The following is a 21,701-nucleotide window of genomic DNA, read 5'->3' as shown; positions in this document are numbered from 1 at the left end:
AAAGACCATTTGGGAGGTTAGACTATGATAGAAAAAGACAATAGTAGGAAAATTATTCTAGATTTAGCTGTTACGCTTGATGGATTTATAGAAGGTGAAAATGGTGAAATTGATTGGTGTATTATGGATCCTGAAATGAATTTCGATGATTTTCTAGATCAAATAGATACTATTTTCTATGGTAGAAAAAGTTATGAAATGTGGGGAGATTTTCAACCAAGTTTAACGGATTCTGAAGATGATAAAGCGATGTGGAGCAAGGTACATTCTAAAGAAAAATATGTCTTTTCCAAAAAGTTTAATTTTGATGATTATCATGTGAATATTATTAAAGATGATATTGATACAAGGGTAAATGAAATAAAAAGAGAGCCTGGAAAAGATATTTGGTTGTACGGTGGATCAAGCTTAATTACATCATTTGTAAAATACGGCTTAGTTGATGAATATAGATTATCAGTACATCCCATCGTTCTCGGAAAAGGAAAACCGCTATTTATAGATATTGAAGATAGACAAGAACTAAAACTCATCAATACTAGAACATTTCAATCAGGTGTAATACAGTTGATTTATAGAAATGATGAATAACAAAATGTAATTTCTTATGTGTACTTATACCAAAAAACGGGAATATATTTGTATTAAGAAATATGGAGTAGATAGATATGAAAACATTATTTAAAGGTGTAGCTACTGTCGGAGGTACTTTAGCACTTAGCCAAGTTGTAATCAAGAAACTTTCTAAAAGAAGTATGAGAAGTCAAATTGCTGAATGGATTATTGCTTCAAAAACGCAACGTCCTAGTTATGACGATTATGATTCTAAATGTGATTTTGTTAATGCGTTGTATAAAGTTAATAAGGAAGAATATCAACTTCCTAAAATGTATAAGCCAAAGACTGATATGGATGATTATTTTATTGATGAAATGAAAGTGATTAATTATAATGTGAAAGCAAAATCAAATATTGGTATATTATACCTACATGGTGGTGCATATATTCATCAACCGTCTATTTTTCATCATTATTTTATAGAAGAATTAGCGACGAAAGTAGATGCTACTGTTGAGTTGCCAATATATCCTAAAGCTCCAAATGAAATGTTTTTAAGGTCTTATGAACTTATTATTGATTTGTATCGTAGAATGATTGAAACTTACGATGACATAGTGATAATTGGTGATTCTGCTGGAGGTGGATTAGCGACAGGTTTAGTTCAGTTATTGAAAGAACAAGAGATTAAACAACCGCTTCATGTCTTTTTAATTTCTCCATGGATTGATATTAATATGGATAATGAAAATATGACTGAATTCCTTCAAGAAAGTGATCCAATGTTAACAGTTGAATCATTAAAATTTGTTGGTGAATTATGGAGTGGACATACTGATAAAAAACATCATCTATTATCACCAACTTATGGAGACTTGCAAGACTTACCACCAATTACATTATTCGTAGGTTCTAGAGAAATTTTATTACCGGATATTCAATTGTTTAATGACAAGTTACAAGCATTTAATAATAACGTGGCATATCATGAGTATATAAATCAAAATCATGTGTTTCCATTAGAGCCTATACCAGAAGCTAAAGAAGCAAGAAGTATTATTTATAATACGATCAATGCTTATAAAGATAAGAACGATTAATGATGTTTAAATAATGTCGCATTTATCATAATATTTAAACTACCTAAACTTTGATATGATTGTCTTTTTAAGCCAACAAGCATGTGTTATAATTTAATAATGTATAAATAGAGATTTGAATATTAAGAGGTGAAAGAAATGAGTATTCGTTCTGAACGCGTTGGCGAACAAATGAAAAAAGAATTAATGGATATTATAAACAATAAACTTAAAGATCCAAGAGTTGGATTTTTAACGATTACAGATGTAGAACTTCCTGGTGATTTATCTCATGCTACTGTTTATTTAACAGTATTAGGAACAGATAAAGAAAAAGAAGATACATTTAAAGGTTTAGAAAAAGGTAAAGGTTTCATTAAATCTGAGATTGGAAGTCGTATGAAATTACGTATTCTACCTGAATTACATTTTAAATATGATGAATCAATCGATTATGGTAATAAGATTGAACGTATGATTCAAGATTTAAATCGTAATGACTAAAGTTTGAATATTTGATTGAATTTATATGTAGTGGACCAATCATCTACTGCAAATATAATAAAGCGAAGCTAAGACAATTAATTTGTCCTAGCTTCGTTTTTTCTTTTTAATCAAGTTTTAATTTTTCTCTAATTATTTATGAACTTTGCAAAGGTATAGTTAAATCAAGTTAAAAATAGCAAAGAATAAATAAGGGGGAAATAAAAATGAGAATTGTTGTTGTACCTTCAGGATTTAAAGAAAGTTTAAGTGCAGAGGAAGTGGGTCATTCAATTACAAAGGGTATAAAAAAAGTAGATTCTTCACATCAAGTAACAACTATTCCGATGGTAGATGGCGGTGAAGGTTTTGTAGATACGATTATAAAATTGAAAGAAGGAAGCAAAATCAAGACTCATGTGATGGGGCCAGTTGGTATACCTACAGAATCTTTTTTTGGAATTTTTGTAGAAAATGGTGTTAAAACAGCAGTGATAGAAATGGCAGCAATTGCAGGGTTAAGACAAGTACCTAAGGACATGAGAAATCCAATTAATACAACTACATTTGGTGTAGGTGAAACTATAATTAAAGCATTAGATTGCGGTGCTGAACGAATTTTAATTGGATGTGGGGATTCAGGAACTTCTGATGGTGGCGTTGGAATGGCGCAAGCATTAGGTGTTAAATTCTTAAATAAACATGGTAATGAAATATTCATAAATGGCGGCGGTGAAATCGATCGAATTCATGGTGTTGATATGAGATATATAGATGCTAGAATTCACTTAGTAAATATAGATGTAGCAGTAAATTGGACAAATTTATTATGTGGTAATAAAGGAGTAGCAAGAGTGTATGGGCCACAAAAAGGTGCATCTCCTCGTGATGTCGAAAAATTGTCTAATAATCTAGAACACCTTGCAAGACTCATAAAAAGATTTAAAAACAAGGATGTTTCATTAATGAGTGGTGGTGGTGCTTCGGGTGGTTTAGGTGCTGGATTATATGGATTTCTTAATGCGCGTTTATACCCTAGATTTGAAATCATCATGAAGTATATTGAAATTTCTGATGCTATAAAAAATGCAGATTTAGTAATTACTGCAGAAGGATGTATTGATTTTCAAACACCTAACGGAAAAATCCCATCAGAAGTTGCGAGAATAGCAAAAATACATGGAAAACCTGTCATCGCATTTGCAGGTACAATCGGGCATAATGCAAAGATAAATTATCAAAGTGGTATTGATGCGTTTAGTAGTATTATTCCAGAACCAACGACATTAGAAAATTCAATTTTAGACGCAGATAAATGGTTAGAAAATTGTTCTGAAAATGCACTGAGACATATTTTGATTGGTATAAATTTAGGCAATCAAATGTATAAAATAAAAGATGCTGTACAATGAGTAATAAACAATTAATATATCTGTGTATTTATTTTGTGTTTTCTATAATAGTATTTTTAAGTACTGATTTACCTTATTTAGGACAACTTAGTTTAATAGTATTTGTATTATCTTTAGGATTGTTTCTATTAACGAACATGCCTGCAGGACTTTCTGCATTTATAGCATTAATAATAGGTATTGTACTTGGATTGCCAGAAAAAGTATTATTTGAATCTTTAAATGAACAAGTTGTGTGGCTCATGATTGGGGCATTTATTATTGGAGCTGCTGTTGAGAAAAGTGGTTTGTTAGATAGATTAATTTATTGGATAAATGATAAATGTCGTACAAAAAATAAAATGAATTTATTTCTATTTATAATAGTTCAAGTAATATCAATATTGGTTCCATCGACTTCTGGGAGAGCTGCAGCTATGTTGCCAATATATAAAGCTTTTGCTATTAGATTTCAAGACAATCAAAAATATTTTGCATTATTGATACCTGTACTTATTTTAATGGGTGCAAACCTGACATTAATAGGTGCTGGTAGTCATATTGTAGGTATTGGATTGTTAAAAGGTCAAACAAATGAAAATATTTCTTATGTTGAATTTCTTTTATGGGGTGGGCCTTTTGGCATCATGATAGGCATTATAAGCTTAATTATTATAAATAAAATGAATTTTAATACAAATGAAATCAATACCCAAACAACTTCAAACTATTTAAAAAGGAATCGTTCAGCATTTAGTGTTAAAGAGCAAAAGACTTTGTTATATTTGTTAATTACTATTAGTTTGTGGATAACAGAATCTATACATGGATTTGATATTGCATTTATAACAATTGTTATGAGTATTGTTATAGTAACGCCTAATGTAGGTGTCATATCATGGAAAGAAGGATTACAAAGTATTTCATGGAGTTTAATATTTTTTGTAGCTGGAGCAACATCACTTGGAAAATTACTCGTTTCATATAAAGTTGTTCAATATATACAAGAACATTTATTTGGTTATCTATCTGGATTTGAAAATATAAATGTACAAGTTATATTATTGATTATTGTTATAATAACTGTAACGTCACATTTATATGTAACAAGTCATACTACTAGAGCTGTCGTGTTTGTTCCATTATTTTTATTGTTTAGTGATATGTTTAATTTAAATCCAGTTGCGGTCGTTTTTATAACTTTGATTGGAACTAACTATTGTGTTACTTTTCCAGTAAGTTCGAAAGCACTACTTTTATTTTATGAGCAAGAAAATAAGCCTTTTGAAAATAAAGATTTAGCAAAACTTAGCAGTATTTTGATGCCAATATATATGTTAATGATGATTGCATGTTATTATTTTTGGTGGCAATTTACTGGCTTATCGCTTAGATAAAGGAGTACTAAAATGAAAAAAATATTAATAGTCGAAGATGAAGTGAAAATTGCAAGAGTTATACAAATAGAGTTAGAGTATGCAAATTACGAAATTAGTATTGCGAATACTGGTAAGCGAGCTTTAGATTTATTTGAATCAAAAGACTTTGACCTAGTCTTATTAGACGTTATGATTCCTGAATTAAACGGATTAGAGGTTCTGAGAAGGATTCGAGAAGTAGATAATAACATTAAAATAATTATGTTAACTGCAAGAGATGCAGTTATGGATAAAGTAAGTGGCTTAGATTCTGGGGCAAATGATTATATGACAAAACCATTTGAAATAGAAGAACTGCTAGCTAGAATTAGAGTTCATTTAAAACAAAATAATGAAGTCACAAATGAGAATAATAGTGAAATTCACTTTAAACATATAGTTATTCATCCATTAAGTCGAGAAGTATACATGGATAAAGTATTAATAAACTTAACGCAGAAAGAATATGATTTATTGTTATATTTTGTTGAGAATAAAAACCAAGCCTTGACTAGAGAACAGATTATTGAAAAAGTTTGGGGATACGAATATTATGGTGATACAAATGTCATCGATGTTTATGTAAGATATTTAAGAAAAAAACTAGATCAAAATGAAATATCCTTAATATCTAGCGTAAGAGGTATTGGATATATGATAAAGGATTAAATCAATGAAACTTGGGACGAAAATACAACTCTATACCACTGTTATGATAGTTATTGTTGTTATTTGCATTAATTTATTTGTTTACTTTGTCTACCAAAAGATTTCACTAGAATCTGAAGTGACTCAGTTAGAAAGCAGGGGAATAAATATAATGAAAGAATTCCAAAACACTTCAGATAGTGATGTAAATACGGAGGCAGTTCTTCAATCTTATTTACTCTCAGATGGATATATTACTGTAGTAAATCCAAAAAATAAAAATATTGTGCAAATATCAACTGATATTAAATATAAGAATTTAGCAGAATCATACAAAAATAGACAATATAAAAAAGTGGTTGATAAAAATGGAAATCATTTTGCAATGGTATCTTTACCGATTATTTTGAAAAATGGTGAAGTAAATAATCTTCAAATATTTGAAAATATTGATTTTAAGTACGAAACTTTTTCAATATTAAAGTGGATATTAATTGTTTCAACATTCATTATACTAATCGTGATATTTCTATTGAATCGAATCATTACGCAAATTATTTTGAAGCCTATCAATGAGCTTATTGAACAAATGAATAAAACGAGAGAAACAAAACATTACAGTAAAATAAATATAAATAATAACGATATGAAAGAATTGAAAGAACTTTCAAATACTTTCAATGAAATGATGCTTAATTTAAAAGACCATGACGAAAAGCAACAAGCATTTATACTTAATGCTTCTCATGAATTAAAAACGCCAATTACTGTTATGACTTCTTATAGCGAAATGTTAAAAAGATTTGGCAAAACAAGACCCGATTTATTAGATGAGGGAATAGATACAATAAATGAAGAAGCTAAAAGGTTAAAATATTTAACTGAACAAATGTTAGATTTGGCTAAAATAGAACGTACATTTCATGATATTGTTTTTTCAAATGTTGATATTGTTTCACAAGTTTCGAATTTAACTAAAAAACTTTCACAAGTATATAAAAGAAAAATTAATGTACACACAAATGAAAATGTTTTAATTGGTAAAATTAATAAAGAAAGTTTTAATCAGTTAATAACAATTTTCTTAGATAATGCGTACAAATATAGTCAATCAGAAATTGATTTATTTTTAATAAGTAAAAATAAATATATAGAAATTAAAATTAAAGATTATGGTCCTGGTATCCCTGAAGAAGATATTGATAAAATATTCACGAGGTTTTATAGAATTGATAAAGCGAGATCTCGTCAGTCTGGTGGATCTGGATTAGGTTTATCCATAGCAAAAGAACTGGCATCTAAAAACCAAATCGATATACAAGTTAATAGTAAATTAGGTATTGGATCAGAATTTATTTTAAAAGTGAGAAAGGTGTGAAAATGTGAAGAAACTAATTAAGCCTGTTCTTATCGTTATTATGGCAATACTTCTAATTACTTTAATTACTATTATTTATTTCAGGTCAACAGAACAATTGATGGATAAAAATCATGCGAAAACTTTGGTGTCAGAAAGGTATAAAGGCGAGTTAATTAAATTAACTCAATCTAAGGATGATCGAATGTTTTATGTAGTGATTAAAGATAAAGATAAAAAATATAGTTTAGAAATTGACAGAAAAGATGAAACAATTAAAAATGTTACATCACAATCAATTTCTAAACAAGTCGCAAAAAAGCAGAAACCTAAAAAAGAAAAAGAGAAACAAACATTTATAACTGAAAAAAGAGCTAAACAGATTGTTATGAATGAAGTTGGTGGAACATTTGTAGATATTAAAAAAAATGAGAAATCTAAACCAGCTACTTATACAGTCACTCAGCATGTAGATCATGATGAAGGTGCAATGGTTTCTGTTAATGCGTTAAATGGTAAGGTTAATTCAGTATCTTGGTTTAATATAGAACGCCCTCAAACTGACTATAATGAGGGAAATGCTAAGAAAGAACAGTATTATTATGAAGATGATGATGACTATGATAATGATGACTACGAAGACGATTAAAGTAGATTATCAGTTATTTCTTCTTTTTAATTGCATTTTCATGTAAACTTATATTGAAATGAAGCATGTTTTGGAGGTCGTAAAGTTGGATGGCATATTAGCAATTCATAAAGAAGTAGGCATGACAAGCCATGATGTTGTGTTTAAACTTCGTAAAATATTAAAGACAAAAAAAGTTGGTCATACGGGAACATTGGATCCGGAAGTGAGTGGTGTATTACCTATCTGTATTGGTAAAGCAACACGTGTAAGTGACTATGTTATGGAAAGTGGCAAAAAATATAAAGCAGAAGTTACGATTGGTTTTAGTACGACTACTGAAGATCAAACAGGTGAATTAGTAGAACAGAAAATTGTAAATGAGCATACATGGAGTACCGAAGATATAAGATCTACATTGAATAAATTAGTTGGTGAGATTGAACAAATACCACCTATGTACTCTGCTGTGAAAGTAAACGGCAAAAAATTATATGAATACGCACGACAAAATATTGAAGTTGAAAGACCTGTTCGTAAAGTCTTTATTAATAGCATAGAATTAACTTCAGAAATTTCATATGTTGACCAAATCTGCAAATTTGAAATCGAAGTAGAATGTGGTAAAGGGACTTATATTAGAACTTTAGCAACCCAAGTGGGTGAGTTATTAGGCTTTCCAGCACATATGTCTCATTTGATCAGATTAAAAAGTGGTGGATTTTCACTCGACCAAGCTGTTAAATTGGATGATTTAAGAGAAATAGTTGAGCAAGATAAGTTACAAAATGTGCTTCTTCCATTAGAATATGGATTGAATGGTTTAGAAAAAATAACGATAAACGATGAAGACATCGTTAAAAGAATTCAAAACGGACAAAAAATAGAAAAACATTTAATAGACGAACATAAACATGATGGTATATTCGTTGTTTGGTATGAAGAAAAAGCCATAGCAATAATGGATACATACGAAAAAAATAGTGCATTATATAAGCCGAAAAAAGTTTTTCTTTAAAGGAGTATTTTGATGGAAGTTATAGAAATTACACACCCAATAAAATCAACACAATTTGTAAATGAAAATATTGCTTTAGCAATTGGATTTTTTGATGGCATACATTTAGGGCATCAAAAAGTACTTCAAAAAATGATTAAAGTAGCTAAAGATCAACATTTAAAGAAAGCAGTCATGACATTTGATCCACACCCTTCAGTAGTATTGAATCCTGAGAAGAAGCGAACAACATATTTAACACCTATTGCTGACAAAATAGAATCAATAGAAAAATTAGGCGTCGATTATTGTTTCGTAGTAAACTTTTCTTCAACTTTTGCAAATGTATCTGCAGATGATTTTATAGATCAGTATTTCATACAAAATCATGTGAAAGCTGTTATTGCAGGATATGATTTTAGTTTTGGTAAATATGGAAAAGGTAATATGTCTTCTTTACAAGAGAATGATTATCCTTTTAGCGTACATGTAGTATCTAAACAAACTTTGCAAGACGATGATAAAATTTCTACAACGGATATAAGAGCTTCACTTGAACTTGGTGAAATTGAAGCGTGTAATTTGGCTCTTGGTAGACCTTATGTTATTAAAGGAATGGTTGTACAAGGTGAAAAAAGAGGTAGAACAATTGGATTTCCAACGGCTAATGTAGAACCGGTTGATGATTACGTTTTACCTAGAAAAGGCGTATACGCAGTTACTATACTCATTAAATCTAGAGATAAAACGTATAAAGGTGTATGTAACGTTGGTGTTAAACCGACATTCCATGACCCTTCTGCTTCTCAAATAAGTATTGAAGTAAATATATTTGATTTTGATGAAAGTATTTACGGAGAGCGTGTTGAAGTTTATTGGCATCACTTTATTCGACCAGAACAAAAGTTTGATGGAATTGATGCACTCGTAAGTCAAATCACAAAAGATAAAGAAGAAGCGAAATCGTTATTATTGCTTGAAAGATAATATGCTTTTATGTATAATAGTTTAAGTGCCTATTCCTTGGCTAATCGACACTCCGACGATTCGCTCAGGTTTACGGTGAATACAATTATAGGAGGGAAATTGACAATGGCAATTTCACAAGAAAGAAAAAACGAACTAATTAAAGAATACCGCGTACACGAAACAGATACGGGTTCTCCAGAAGTACAAATCGCAGTTTTAACTGAAGAAATTACTACTTTAAACGAACATTTACGTACACATAAGAAAGACCATCATTCACGTCGTGGATTATTAAAAATGGTTGGTCGTCGTAAACATTTATTAACATATTTACGTGACAATGATGTTCAACGTTACCGTGATTTAATCAAATCATTAGGATTACGTCGTTAATCACAATATCAATCGAAGGAAATCGATCAGATTTCTTTCGATTTTTTTTATAAATAAATATAAAAAATAAGTATATAATGGTATGATATAAGAGATTAATTGTATGAGAGGAGATTCATAAATGTCTCAAGAGAAAAAAGTCTTTAAGACAGAATGGGCAGGCAGTCCATTAATAATTGAAACAGGCCAATTAGCAAAACAAGCTAATGGTGCAGTATTAGTAAGATATGGGGATACAGTTGTATTATCAACAGCAACTGCATCTAAAGAACCTAGAAATGTAGACTTTTTCCCATTAATGGTAAATTACGAAGAAAAAATGTACGCAGCAGGTAAAATTCCTGGTGGATTTAATAAACGTGAAGGTAGACCTGGTGAAGATGCTACTTTAACAAGTCGATTAATTGATAGACCAATTAGACCTCTATTTCCTAAAGGCTATAAACATGATGTTCAAGTAATATCAATTGTCATGAGTGTAGATTCAAATTGTTCTCCAGAAATGGCAGCAATGATTGGTTCTTCAATGGCATTATCTGTTTCTGACATCCCATTTGAAAGACCTATTGCAGGTGTAAATGTAGGTTTAGTAGATGGTGAGTATGTTATAAATCCAAATGTAGAGCAAAAAGAAGTTTCTTTATTGGATTTACAAGTAGCAGGACATAAAGATGCAGTAAACATGGTTGAAGCAGGTGCTAAAGAAGTAACAGAAGAAATGATGTTAAATGGAATTTTGTTCGGACATAAAGAAATACAAAGACTTGTTGAATTCCAAGAAGCAATTATTGAAGAAATTCAACCTGTAAAAGCAGAATTTATTCCAGTAGAAATTGAAGCTTCATTTGAAGAATCAGTTCGTACAAAAGCTGAAGCTTTAGACATAAACGCTGCAATAAGAACTGAAGAAAAACAACAACGTGATATTAATATTTCTGCTGTTAAAGATGAAGTGCTTCAACATTTCGATAATGAAGAAGATCCTGATAACGAACAAGTTCTAAAGTCTGCAAGTAAAATTTTAGATACACTTGTTAAGGACGAAGTTCGTCGCTTAATTACAGAAGATAAAATTAGACCTGATGGACGTAATCCTGAAGAAATTAGACCATTAGCATCAGAAGTTGGTCTATTACCAAGAGCGCATGGTTCTGGATTGTTTACGCGTGGACAAACACAAGCATTTTCAGTTGCTACTTTAGGTGCGCTTGGAGAACATCAAATTATTGATGGACTTGGTACTGAAGAACAAAAACGTTACATGCATCACTATAATTTCCCTAACTTCTCAGTTGGTGAAACTGGCCCAGTAAGAGGACCAGGTCGTCGTGAAATTGGACACGGTGCATTAGGAGAACGTGCTTTATTACAAGTAATTCCAGATGAAAAAGAATTCCCTTATACAATAAGAGTTGTATCTGAAGTACTTGAATCTAATGGTTCATCTTCACAAGCTTCAATTTGTGGATCAACATTAGCATTAATGGATGCTGGTGTACCAATTAAAGCGCCAGTTGCAGGTATCGCAATGGGGTTAATTACTAAAGATGATAATTATACAATTTTATCAGATATTCAAGGTATGGAAGATGCCTTAGGTGATATGGACTTTAAAGTTGCAGGTACTGAAAAAGGTATTACTGCAATTCAAATGGATATCAAGATTGACGGTTTAAGTGAGCAAATTTTAAAAGAAGCACTTGAACAAGCTAGAATTGGTAGACTATATATCTTAAACCATATGTTAGAAACGTTAAGAGAGCCTAGAGAAGAATTAAGTCAATATGCTCCTAAAATAGAAATCATGCATATTAAATCAGCCAAAATAAGAGATGTTATTGGACCTGGAGGTAAAAAAATCAATGAAATCATTGATGAAACAGGTGTTAAATTAGACATTGAACAAGATGGTACAGTATTTATCGGTTCTAAAGATAAAGAAATGATTGATCGTGCACGTAAAATCATTGAAGATATCGTAAGAGAAGCGGAAGTCGGCGCTATTTATATGGGTACAGTTAAACGTATCGAGAAATTTGGTGCATTTGTTGAAATATTCCCAGGTAAAGATGCACTAGTTCATATCTCTCAATTTTCAAACGAAAGAGTTAACAAAGTTGAAGATGTAGCAAAAATTGGTGATCAATTCTTAGTGAAAGTTACTGAAATTGACCGTCAAGGACGTGTAAATGCTTCACGTAAAGTGTTATTGGATGAAGAAAAAGAACAAAAATAGTAATATAATTAAATAAATGCTTTAAATAGGGACATTCACGTGTCCCTATTTTTATTATGAGGTGATAGAATGACAGAATTAAAATCATTAAAAAATGGTACAACATTAATATTTGAAGATGTTCCTAATAGTGAAACAATTAGTATTGGTGTATATGTAAAGACTGGTACAGCTAATGAAGGAGATTATCCTGAAGGTATTGCCCATTTTATGGAACATATGCTTTTTAAAGGAAGTAAACAGTATTCAAGACAGCAATTATCAACTGAATTTGATAAAATTGGTGGATATAATAATGCATACACAACTAAGCTTTATACTTGTTACTTCTGTAAAACTTTAAAAAGATTTGAAAAAAAAGCAACAGATTTATTATTGGACATGGTTAAGAATCCTTTATTTATAGAAGAAGAAATTACGCGCGAGAAAAAAGTAATCCTTGAAGAAATTAAAATGATTGAAGATACACCTGAAGAATGGTTATTGGATAAATTAGAAAATGAAATCTATAAAGACCAACCATTAGGTAGAATGATTTTAGGTACACCACAAAGTGTTAATGAAATTGATAGAAAGACTTTAGTCGATTTTCATGAAAAATTTTATCAAAGTAATCGATTAATCGTTTCTGTTGCTGGTGCGTACAGTGAATCTTTAAAAGAAGAAATAATCGAACGATTAACAGATGAGCAGAGTATTGCTATTGATGAAGATCAACAAAAAATGCAGTTTATTGAAAAGAAAGAAACTTACTATAAAAATGAACTTGAACAAACGCACTTTATGAGAAGCTACGTCGCACCAAGCTATAATGATGAGCACTATTATTCTACTAATATATTAAATACAATATTAGGTGAAACGATGAGTTCTAAATTATTCCAAGTGCTTAGAGAAGAACACGGTCTTTGCTATAATGTTTATTCGGATTTCCAAAGCTTTCCGAACGATGGCTTGTTGACAATCTATGTTGCAACAGATAAAGAGAATGTGGATGCTTCAAGCAAGTTGATTACAGAAGTTCTTGAAAACCTACTCAAAGATGGCATTACGCAAGAAGAACTAGACGATGCAAAAAGTCATATTATAACAAGTTTCTTAATGGCTTCCGAATCTAATCAAAATAAAATGACAAGAAATGCGCGTTCAATCATGTTTCATAACGAACTTATTTCAAACGATAAATTTGAAAAAGAAATCAATCAAATTCAGTTAAAAGATATTAAAACAGCTACAAAAATATTACTTGAAGCGCCTTATTCTGAATTTATACTTACAGAGAAATAATATATATCGTAATAAGAAGTAAAAATATTCTCTTCCTTTATTTTAATTATGTATAAGTCTGTTGTATGTGCTTGTGTAAACGATTATATAAATGGTATGATTAAATAAATATATTATGGACGGGACTACATTTAGGAGGAACAATTTTGAGTTTAATTAAAAAGAAAAATGATAAAATTCGTATCATACCACTTGGTGGTGTTGGAGAAATCGCAAAAAATATGTATATCGTTGAAGTGGATGAAGAAATGTTCATGTTAGACGCTGGTTTAATGTTTCCAGAAGATGAAATGTTAGGCGTAGACGTTGTTATACCAGATATACAATATGTAATTGAAAATAAAGAAAAGCTTAAAGGTATCTTCTTATCACATGGACATGAAGATTCAATTGGTGCAGTAAGTTATATACTTGAAAAATTAGATGCACCTGTTTATGGTTCTAGATTAACGATTGCGTTAGTAAAAGACCATATGAAAGCTAGAAAAATAAATAAAAAAGTACGTTACTATACAGTAAATAAAGATTCAGTAATGAGATTTAAAAATGTTAATGTAACGTTCTTTAATACAACACATTCAATCCCAGATAGTTTAGGTGTATGTATACATACATCTTACGGATCTATCGTATATACTGGTGAATTTAAATTCGACCAAAGTTTACAAGGGGCATATGCACCAGATATTGCTAAAATGACTGAAATTGGTCAAAATGGTGTATTTGCACTAATTAGTGATTCAACAGAAGCAGAAAAGCCTGGATATAATGTTCCGGAAAATGTTATTGAAAGTCATATAGTAGATGAATTTGCTAAAGCAAATGGTCGAATCATTGTATCTTGTTATGCATCTAACTTTATCCGTATACAACAAGTATTAAACGCAGCAAGCAAATTAAATCGTAAAGTTTCATTCTTAGGACGTTCATTAGAAAGTTCATTTAACGTAGCACGTAAACTAGGTTATTTTAATATTCCAGAAAACTTATTAGTTCCTGTTCACGATATTAGTAAGTATCCTAAGAACGAGATGATTATCATTGCAACTGGTATGCAAGGTGAACCAATTGAAGCACTAGGTCAAATGGCTCAACAAAGACATCCAATTATGAATATTTTAGAAGGGGATAATGTTTACATTTCTACTACTGCCTCTGCAAATATGGAAGTTATTATTGGACAAACTTTAAATGAGCTTGTTAAAGCTGGTGCACATATCATGCCTAATAATAAAAAGACGCATGCTTCAAGTCATGGTTGTATGGAAGAACTTAAAATGATGCTTAATTTAATGAAACCGGAATACTTTATTCCTGTACAAGGTGAATTTAAAATGCAAATTGCACATGCGAAATTGGCTGCTGAAACTGGTGTGAATCCTGAGAAGATTTTCTTACTTGAAAAAGGTGACGTTGTTAATTTTGATGGTGAAAAAATGCTTGCCAATGAAAAAGTAACAGCAGGGAATGTATTAATAGACGGAATTGGTGTCGGAGATGTAGGTAATATTGTCTTAAGAGATAGACACTTATTAGCTGAAGATGGCATATTTATAGCTGTAGTAACATTAGATCCTAAGAACAGAAAAATTGTTGGAGGACCTGAAATTCAATCACGTGGATTTGTATATGTAAGAGAAAGTGAAGAATTATTAAATGATGCTTCAGAAAAAGTACGTGAAATTGTTGAAGAAGGATTACTCCAAAAGAAAATTGAATGGTCTGAAATGAAACAAAATATGCGTGATAAACTCGGCAAATATTTATATGAACAAACGAAGCGTCGCCCGATGATTATTCCTATTATTTCTGAAATCTAATGGATTGTTTTATGGAAGATTTATTAACAGTCAAATAAGCCCAATCATGGGCTTATTTTTTGCATTATAGATAAGGAGGCTATTTCAAGATGGTACAAAAGAAGAAGCCAGCAACTAGTAAAAGAAAAACAACACGTGGTAAGAAAAAGCAAAAGGATAATACTTTAAAATATGTCATTCAAATGATAGTGCTGTTTTTATTAGTGCTAGGAGTTTTTCAATTAGGATTTATAGGATTAATGATAGATAGCTTCTTTCATTTTTTATTCGGTTACTCTAAGTACTTCACATATATTCTCATTGCGGTTATATCACTGCTAATTACAATAAACGGTAAATTGAAATTTACAAGAAGACTAAATGGTCTACTTATATTTCAAATTGCACTAATTTTTGTTATGCAATTGATTTTATATTTTAAAGATAAGTCTTTTGATACTTTTAAAATGACAATAAGTGAAACGTACTCAAGTTTAGAAAGAAATTCATTTTACTTTAATGGTGGTGGATATATAGGTTATTATGCTTTTAATGTTTTGAGTAAACTAATATCTGTTTTTGGTTATAGTTTATTGACAATACTTATATTAATATCTAGTGTTATTTTAATTGCTAAGAAAAGACATCGTGACATAACGAAATCAACTTTTGATATTGCTCAAAGCAAAACTAAATCAAAAATGACTAATTTAGAAAAAAAACGTGAAGAAAAAGCAAGAGCTAAACAATTAGAAAAAGAAAAGCGTCAAAAAAATCAACCAAAAGATGTATCGAACTTAAAAGAACTAGAACCTACTAATGAAGTTTCAACAGTTGAACCAGAACCAGTGAATGAAGATATTCCAATTTATGAATCACAAGAAAAACTAGAAGCTAAAAGAAAGCAACAGCCGAAGCGATCACCACAAAATACTGAACCTGTCGAAAGTGAAATCAATGAATCAACTATAGATGAAACGGAGAATTTAAATTATAAATTACCATCATTAGATATTTTAAATGATCCACCTCAATCTCAATCGGTTTCAAAAAAGACTGTTCAAGAAAAAGGCAAGTTACTAGAAGCAACATTAAGAAACTTTAATGTAGATGCTAAAGTAACACAAATTAGAATTGGTCCAGCTGTTACTCAATATGAAGTTCAGCCAGCTCAAGGTGTGAAAGTTAACAAAATAGTCAATTTAAGTAATGACATCGCACTTAATTTAGCAGCTAAAGACATAAGAATTGAAGCACCTATTCCAGGTAAATCAGCTGTTGGAATTGAAGTGCCAAACGAACATATTTCAATGGTTACATTAAAAGAAGTGTTAAGCGAAGCGAAACCTACGACAAATAAACTTGAAGTAGCACTTGGTAGAGATATTTCTGGTGAGCCAATAACAGCAGAGTTAAATAAATTACCTCATTTACTTGTAGCTGGTGCAACTGGTAGTGGTAAATCAGTTTGTATTAATGGTATTATTACGAGTATTTTAATGAATGCTAAACCACATGAAGTGAAACTAATGCTGATTGACCCTAAAATGGTAGAATTAAATGTTTATAACGGTGTGCCGCATTTATTAACGCCGGTAGTCACAAACCCTCAAAAGGCAAATCAAGCATTACAAAAAGTTGTATCAGAGATGGAAAAAAGATATGACTTATTCCAACATGTAGGTGCGAGAAATATAGAAGGATATAATCAATTTATTGAACGTACGAATCAAGAAATGGAAGAAAAGCAAGCACAATTACCATATATCGTAGTTATTGTTGATGAACTTGCAGATTTAATGATGGTTGCAGGGAAAGATGTGGAGTCATCAATTATGCGAATAGCTCAGTTAGCTAGAGCAGCAGGTATACATTTAATAATCGCGACGCAAAGACCTTCTGTAGATGTTATTACAGGTAGTATTAAAGCAAATATACCATCGAGAATTGCCTTTGCAGTAAGTTCTGCAACAGATTCTAGAACGATACTAGATGGTGGTGGTGCTGAAAAACTACTTGGTAGAGGAGATATGCTATTCTTATCAAGAGATTCATCAAAACCAACAAGAATACAAGGTGCATTCTTATCAGATGGTGAAGTAGAGACAGTCGTTCAGCATGTAGTTGGAGAACAAACTGCTAATTATGTGAAAGAAATGGAACCTGATGAACCTACTGAAGCGAGTGAAATGGAAAGTGAAGATGCACTATATAAAGAAGCATATTTATTTGTTGTTGAAGAACAAAAAGCAAGTGCTAGTTTGTTACAACGAAGATTTAGAATAGGTTATAATAGAGCATCTAGATTAATGGACGATTTAGAAAACAATGGTGTTATTGGACCACAATCAGGTAGTAAACCTAGACAAGTATTGGTTGATATTTATCAAGAGGAATAGGGGGATATTATGTCTACAGATGCAACTACAAATTTTGTAAAGAACTGGATATTAGATCAAATTCAATCAGGAGAAATTAAACCTGGTGAAACGATACCTAATGAGTTCGAAATCAAAAGATTGTTGAAAGTAAATTATGAAGAAATTGAAAAAGCTATACATGAACTTGTCACTGAACAAATCCTATCGCAAAAATCTGGGGATGTCACAGTTGTTAAACCGACTCAACCTTACTATTATCCTTTAGATGAATTGTTAAGTATTACTAAAATGATAGAAAAGAATGGAGAAGTGGCGGGTACAGAATTTATCAGTTTAGATGAAGAAGTTGCTACTTCAAAAGATATAGAAGTTCTTAATTTAGAAAAAGATGCCATGATATCTGTAATTGAAAGATTGCGAACTGCTGATGGAGAACCAGTTGTATATTGTTTAGATAAAATTGCTACTGATTTATTTGCATGTAGTGACTATCGTTCGAATTCTTCAATACTATCAGCAATAGAAAGTAAAGTAGAGTTTAAAATTACGCATGCAAATACATCTATAGAATCTATAAGCTATGAACCTTATATAAGTGAAATACTTAACTCTGAACCAGACGATGCTATGATGTTATTAACGCAGATACATTATAATGAACATGGTACACCGGTTCTTTATTCTTTAAATTATTTTAAAAGTAGTCTTGTAAAGTTTCGAATTACAAGAAATAGGATATAATAAATATATTGAGGAAAACAAAGTAACAATTGTTGCTTTGTTTCTGTATATATATACATATAAGAGAGGTGTATTTGATGATTACTACAGAACATATACAATTAGCATCAAACGATGTTTATGTCATACCAACAGAAAAGTTTAAAACAACGACGATAGTTTTTAAATTTGTAGCGCCTTTAAATAGTACTACGATTACATCTAGGTCAATTTTAAGTAAGTTAATAACAAGAATAACTAAAAAGTATCAAACAGATAGAGAGATGAATAATCTACTCGCTGATTTATACGGTGCACATTTATTTAGTTATGTAAATAAACAAGCAAATAATCATATTATGACGATTGGTATTGAAATAGTGAATGAAAAATACTTAAGAAGTGAGTTATCCTTATTTGAAAATGCTGTTCAATTATTACACGAAGTAATATTTAATCCATTAATTGAAAATGGAAAGTTCAATGAAAAATATACAAAGCAAGAAAAATCACTTTTACATAAAAAATTAACTGCAATAGAAGATAACAAGTCGCAACGAGCATTTATTCAGTTCATGAATCATATGTTTGAGGATGAACCATATAAATATTTAGCATCTGGTCGTCTTGAAGACATTGATAATGTGACTCCAGAATCATTAGTTGATACATATCATGATTTACTTCATGAAAACGCAATTTCTACATATATTATTGGAAACGTTGAATTAGACGAAGTTAAAGCACTTTGTAATGATTATTTTAGTTTTGATCACAATAGTCATTTAGAAATTGAAACTTCATCATTAAAAGTCATTGAAGAAGTAAAAGAAATAGTGGATTATACTAAAATTGATCAAGCTAAGTTAAATATGGGCTATAGATTCCCAATTGCATTCCATTCTAAAGAATATTATTCATTTTTAGTATTGAATATGTTATTAGGTGGAGATGCATCCTCAATATTATTTAGCGAAGTTCGAGAAAAACAAAGTTTGGCATATTCTATTCATTCTCAAATTGATGCTAGAAATGGCTTTTTATATATTGTTGGTGGAATTTCCAAAGATAAAGTTCAATTAGCTAAAGACACGATATTGGACATTTATAAAGATTTAGAGGAAGGGAACTTCGACGAGCAAAAGTTAGAGTTAGCTAAAAAAGTTCTTATATCTCATGCACGAGAGACGTTTGATAAGCAACGGCAAATGATTGATTTATTACATACACATGCACGTTATCAATCAGTATATAATCATGATGATTGGATTAAAGAAATAGAATCAATTACGATAGATGACATTAAAAATATTGCTCAACTAGGACAATTGGATACAATATATATACTGACTGAAGGTGAAAATAATGAGTAATCAATATTACGAACAGATTGATGAAACAGTTTATGAAGAAACTTTAGACAATGGATTAAAAGTGGTTGTTATTCCTAAGGCTGGTTTTTCTAAAACTTTTGTAACATATACGACTAATTTTGGTTCACTTGACCATACATTTAAACCACACGGGAAAGAAGCATTTGTCTCAGTTCCTGATGGTGTGGCACATTTTCTAGAACATAAACTTTTTGAAAAAGAAGAAGGCGATGTGTTTACTAGCTTTGCCGAAAATGATGCACAAGTTAATGCCTTTACGACTTTCGACAGAACGAGTTATTTATTTAGCGCGACTGGTAATATAAATAACAATATTATAAGACTATTAAAAATGATAGAGAGCCCTTATTTTACAGAGAAGACTGTTGAGAAAGAAAAAGGTATTATAGCTGAAGAAATTAAAATGTATCAAGAACAGCCGAATTATAAATTAATGTTTCAAACTTTAGGAGCACTTTATCATAATCATCCAGTTCAAGTAGATATTGCTGGTTCAGTGGACAGCATTTATAAAATAACTGCTGAAGACTTATATTTATCTTATGAAACGTTTTACCATCCTGCGAATATGGTGTTAATTATTGTTGGAGATGTAAGTCCAGAAGACACAATAGAGTTAGTTCGTAAACATGAGGCTGCAAGAAATATGAAAGAAATGCCGCCTATTACAAGAAAACCTATAGAAGAACCTACATCTGTGCATACGCCTTACATCGAGACAAAAATGGATATAATACAAGAGAAGTCTATGCTAGCTTTTAAATTTGAGCCTAATACAATTTCAGACAAAAATAGAGTTAAAAATGATATGGAAATGATGATTGCTTTAGACCTGATGTTTGGAGAACAGACAGATTTTTATCAAGGACTTCTTGAAGAAGGTATTATTGATGATACGTTTGGTTATCAATTTGCTAATGAAATGACATATAGTTACTTAATTCTAGCTGTAACAACAGATAACCATAAAGTATTTAAAGATGCTTTATTTAGAGAATTAAATAATTATATAAATACAGGTTTTAATAAAGATGAATTAGAAAGAGTCCGAAAACAAACATTAGGCGAAATTATTTCAAGTTTGAATTCTCCAGAATATATTGCAAATCAATATACGAAGTTTTATTTTGAAGGTCTTGAGCTGTTTGAACTGATTGATATATTAGAATCAGTAACGGTTGATAGTGTTCAGCAAACATTGAAATCATTAATTGATTTTGACAATATAGTTGAAAGTCGTTTGGTGAAACAAAATGGCTAGAACGCTTATAATAGGTGGAAGCGGCGATATTGGACTTTCAATAGTAGACGAATGTTTATCACTTGGTAATGAAGTCATACTACATTATAATAGTTCGAATTTAAATCTACTTAAACAAAGATACGAAGGACAAGCAGTTAGTTTTCTACAGTTTGATCTTGCAATCAGGAATGACATAAGTGAATTAGAATCAGTAGGACATATAGATCAATTGATATACGTAGCTGGACAATCGTCATTTGGATCTATTCAAGACTTTACTGATCAAGAAATTGATGTACAATACCATATAAATGTATTTTCTTTAATTAAGGTAGTACAATTATTTGTAGATAGACTGAGAAAAAGTGAAAATGGAAGAGTTATTGTTGTATCTTCAATTTGGGGAGAAACAGGTGCAAGTTACGAAACGATTTACTCAACTATGAAAGCGGCACAATTAGGTTTTGTAAAGTCATTAGCTAAAGAGTTAGCTTTAACATCAATTACAGTTAATGCTATAACTCCAGGCGTTGTTCATGGTAAAATGACAGATGAACTTGATGCAATTACTCAAACACAGTTAAAAGAAGAAATACCACAAGGTCGCTTTGTTACGACTGGAGAGATTAGTGCGACTGTAGCTTATTTACTAAACCCGCTATCTCAAAGTGTAACTGGCCAAGTACTTCGAATTAACGGAGGATGGTATATTTAATATTG

General features: G+C 30.7%; 19 protein-coding genes. All 19 read left to right on the top strand.

Annotated features, from left to right (window positions below):
- Window positions 1-24 precede the first annotated feature (24 nt).
- The 19 genes from LQ609_RS00910 (at window position 25) to ymfI (ending at window position 21,696) form a co-directional block, all read left to right on the top strand.
- Window positions 25-591, top strand: a complete 567-nt coding sequence (locus tag LQ609_RS00910; RefSeq protein ID WP_078356162.1) for a dihydrofolate reductase family protein — start codon at window positions 25-27, stop codon at window positions 589-591.
- Between the two features lie 77 nt (window positions 592-668).
- The gene (locus LQ609_RS00905) at window positions 669-1,658 is read left to right on the top strand and encodes an alpha/beta hydrolase fold domain-containing protein (protein WP_078356163.1); all 990 of its coding nucleotides are present in this window, start codon (window positions 669-671) and stop codon (window positions 1,656-1,658) included.
- Window positions 1,659-1,796: 138 nt separating this feature from the next.
- On the top strand, window positions 1,797-2,141 hold the full coding sequence (gene rbfA / locus LQ609_RS00900; RefSeq protein ID WP_078356164.1) for a 30S ribosome-binding factor RbfA: 345 nt from the start codon (window positions 1,797-1,799) through the stop codon (window positions 2,139-2,141).
- Between the two features lie 206 nt (window positions 2,142-2,347).
- The gene (locus LQ609_RS00895; RefSeq protein ID WP_078356165.1) at window positions 2,348-3,532 is read left to right on the top strand and encodes a glycerate kinase family protein; all 1,185 of its coding nucleotides are present in this window, start codon (window positions 2,348-2,350) and stop codon (window positions 3,530-3,532) included.
- A complete protein-coding gene (locus LQ609_RS00890; protein ID WP_078356166.1) occupies window positions 3,529-4,908 on the top strand; it encodes an SLC13 family permease in 1,380 nt (459 codons plus the stop codon). Before LQ609_RS00895 ends, LQ609_RS00890 begins: the two co-directional genes overlap by 4 nt.
- A gap of 12 nt (window positions 4,909-4,920) precedes the next feature.
- On the top strand, window positions 4,921-5,598 hold the full coding sequence (locus tag LQ609_RS00885; protein ID WP_078356167.1) for a response regulator transcription factor: 678 nt from the start codon (window positions 4,921-4,923) through the stop codon (window positions 5,596-5,598).
- 4 nt (window positions 5,599-5,602) lie between these two features.
- Window positions 5,603-6,955 carry a sensor histidine kinase gene (locus LQ609_RS00880; protein WP_078356168.1) on the top strand — a complete coding sequence of 451 codons (1,353 nt, stop codon included), beginning with the start codon at window positions 5,603-5,605 and terminating at the stop codon, window positions 6,953-6,955.
- Between the two features lie 4 nt (window positions 6,956-6,959).
- On the top strand, window positions 6,960-7,583 hold the full coding sequence (locus LQ609_RS00875; RefSeq protein ID WP_078356169.1) for a hypothetical protein: 624 nt from the start codon (window positions 6,960-6,962) through the stop codon (window positions 7,581-7,583).
- A gap of 85 nt (window positions 7,584-7,668) precedes the next feature.
- A complete protein-coding gene (gene truB, locus LQ609_RS00870) occupies window positions 7,669-8,580 on the top strand; it encodes a tRNA pseudouridine(55) synthase TruB (RefSeq protein WP_088368983.1) in 912 nt (303 codons plus the stop codon).
- Window positions 8,581-8,592: 12 nt separating this feature from the next.
- The gene (ribF, locus tag LQ609_RS00865) at window positions 8,593-9,546 is read left to right on the top strand and encodes a riboflavin biosynthesis protein RibF (RefSeq protein WP_078356171.1); all 954 of its coding nucleotides are present in this window, start codon (window positions 8,593-8,595) and stop codon (window positions 9,544-9,546) included.
- 105 nt (window positions 9,547-9,651) lie between these two features.
- The gene (gene rpsO / locus LQ609_RS00860; RefSeq protein ID WP_078356172.1) at window positions 9,652-9,921 is read left to right on the top strand and encodes a 30S ribosomal protein S15; all 270 of its coding nucleotides are present in this window, start codon (window positions 9,652-9,654) and stop codon (window positions 9,919-9,921) included.
- A 121-nt stretch (window positions 9,922-10,042) separates the two neighbouring features.
- Window positions 10,043-12,157: a polyribonucleotide nucleotidyltransferase gene (gene pnp / locus LQ609_RS00855; RefSeq protein WP_078356173.1), complete on the top strand. Its 2,115-nt coding sequence runs from the start codon at window positions 10,043-10,045 to the stop codon at window positions 12,155-12,157.
- A gap of 69 nt (window positions 12,158-12,226) precedes the next feature.
- A complete protein-coding gene (locus LQ609_RS00850) occupies window positions 12,227-13,444 on the top strand; it encodes a M16 family metallopeptidase (RefSeq protein WP_078356174.1) in 1,218 nt (405 codons plus the stop codon).
- Between the two features lie 146 nt (window positions 13,445-13,590).
- Window positions 13,591-15,264 (top strand): ribonuclease J2, encoded by a 1,674-nt coding sequence (rnjB, locus tag LQ609_RS00845; RefSeq protein ID WP_078356175.1) that lies wholly within the window; start codon window positions 13,591-13,593, stop codon window positions 15,262-15,264.
- Between the two features lie 89 nt (window positions 15,265-15,353).
- Window positions 15,354-17,642, top strand: a complete 2,289-nt coding sequence (locus LQ609_RS00840) for a DNA translocase FtsK (protein ID WP_078356176.1) — start codon at window positions 15,354-15,356, stop codon at window positions 17,640-17,642.
- Window positions 17,643-17,651: 9 nt separating this feature from the next.
- The gene (locus tag LQ609_RS00835; RefSeq protein ID WP_078356177.1) at window positions 17,652-18,365 is read left to right on the top strand and encodes a GntR family transcriptional regulator; all 714 of its coding nucleotides are present in this window, start codon (window positions 17,652-17,654) and stop codon (window positions 18,363-18,365) included.
- Window positions 18,366-18,442: 77 nt separating this feature from the next.
- A complete protein-coding gene (yfmF, locus tag LQ609_RS00830; protein ID WP_115337518.1) occupies window positions 18,443-19,717 on the top strand; it encodes an EF-P 5-aminopentanol modification-associated protein YfmF in 1,275 nt (424 codons plus the stop codon).
- A complete protein-coding gene (gene yfmH / locus LQ609_RS00825; protein ID WP_239734235.1) occupies window positions 19,710-20,999 on the top strand; it encodes an EF-P 5-aminopentanol modification-associated protein YfmH in 1,290 nt (429 codons plus the stop codon). The genes yfmF and yfmH overlap by 8 nt, the downstream gene beginning before the upstream one ends.
- Entirely contained in the window at window positions 20,992-21,696 is a 705-nt protein-coding gene (gene ymfI, locus LQ609_RS00820) for an elongation factor P 5-aminopentanone reductase (RefSeq protein WP_078356180.1), read from the top strand. Before yfmH ends, ymfI begins: the two co-directional genes overlap by 8 nt.
- The last annotated feature ends 5 nt before the right edge of the window (window positions 21,697-21,701 follow it).

This window comes from Mammaliicoccus sp. G-M28 (assembly GCF_022386595.1).
GTDB lineage: Bacteria > Bacillota > Bacilli > Staphylococcales > Staphylococcaceae > Mammaliicoccus > Mammaliicoccus fleurettii.
The sequence above is the reverse complement of the archived record's forward strand: the minus strand, read 5'-3'. Positions and strand labels throughout refer to the sequence as shown.

Coding starts and splice junctions, on each gene's coding strand:
- LQ609_RS00910 (WP_078356162.1), top strand. CDS start 25: ATGATAGAAAAAGACAATAGTAGGAAAATTATTCTAGATTTAGCTGTT.
- LQ609_RS00905 (WP_078356163.1), top strand. CDS start 669: ATGAAAACATTATTTAAAGGTGTAGCTACTGTCGGAGGTACTTTAGCA.
- rbfA (WP_078356164.1), top strand. CDS start 1,797: ATGAGTATTCGTTCTGAACGCGTTGGCGAACAAATGAAAAAAGAATTA.
- LQ609_RS00895 (WP_078356165.1), top strand. CDS start 2,348: ATGAGAATTGTTGTTGTACCTTCAGGATTTAAAGAAAGTTTAAGTGCA.
- LQ609_RS00890 (WP_078356166.1), top strand. CDS start 3,529: ATGAGTAATAAACAATTAATATATCTGTGTATTTATTTTGTGTTTTCT.
- LQ609_RS00885 (WP_078356167.1), top strand. CDS start 4,921: ATGAAAAAAATATTAATAGTCGAAGATGAAGTGAAAATTGCAAGAGTT.
- LQ609_RS00880 (WP_078356168.1), top strand. CDS start 5,603: ATGAAACTTGGGACGAAAATACAACTCTATACCACTGTTATGATAGTT.
- ribF (WP_078356171.1), top strand. CDS start 8,593: ATGGAAGTTATAGAAATTACACACCCAATAAAATCAACACAATTTGTA.
- rpsO (WP_078356172.1), top strand. CDS start 9,652: ATGGCAATTTCACAAGAAAGAAAAAACGAACTAATTAAAGAATACCGC.
- pnp (WP_078356173.1), top strand. CDS start 10,043: ATGTCTCAAGAGAAAAAAGTCTTTAAGACAGAATGGGCAGGCAGTCCA.
- LQ609_RS00850 (WP_078356174.1), top strand. CDS start 12,227: ATGACAGAATTAAAATCATTAAAAAATGGTACAACATTAATATTTGAA.
- LQ609_RS00840 (WP_078356176.1), top strand. CDS start 15,354: ATGGTACAAAAGAAGAAGCCAGCAACTAGTAAAAGAAAAACAACACGT.
- LQ609_RS00835 (WP_078356177.1), top strand. CDS start 17,652: ATGTCTACAGATGCAACTACAAATTTTGTAAAGAACTGGATATTAGAT.
- yfmF (WP_115337518.1), top strand. CDS start 18,443: ATGATTACTACAGAACATATACAATTAGCATCAAACGATGTTTATGTC.
- yfmH (WP_239734235.1), top strand. CDS start 19,710: ATGAGTAATCAATATTACGAACAGATTGATGAAACAGTTTATGAAGAA.
- ymfI (WP_078356180.1), top strand. CDS start 20,992: ATGGCTAGAACGCTTATAATAGGTGGAAGCGGCGATATTGGACTTTCA.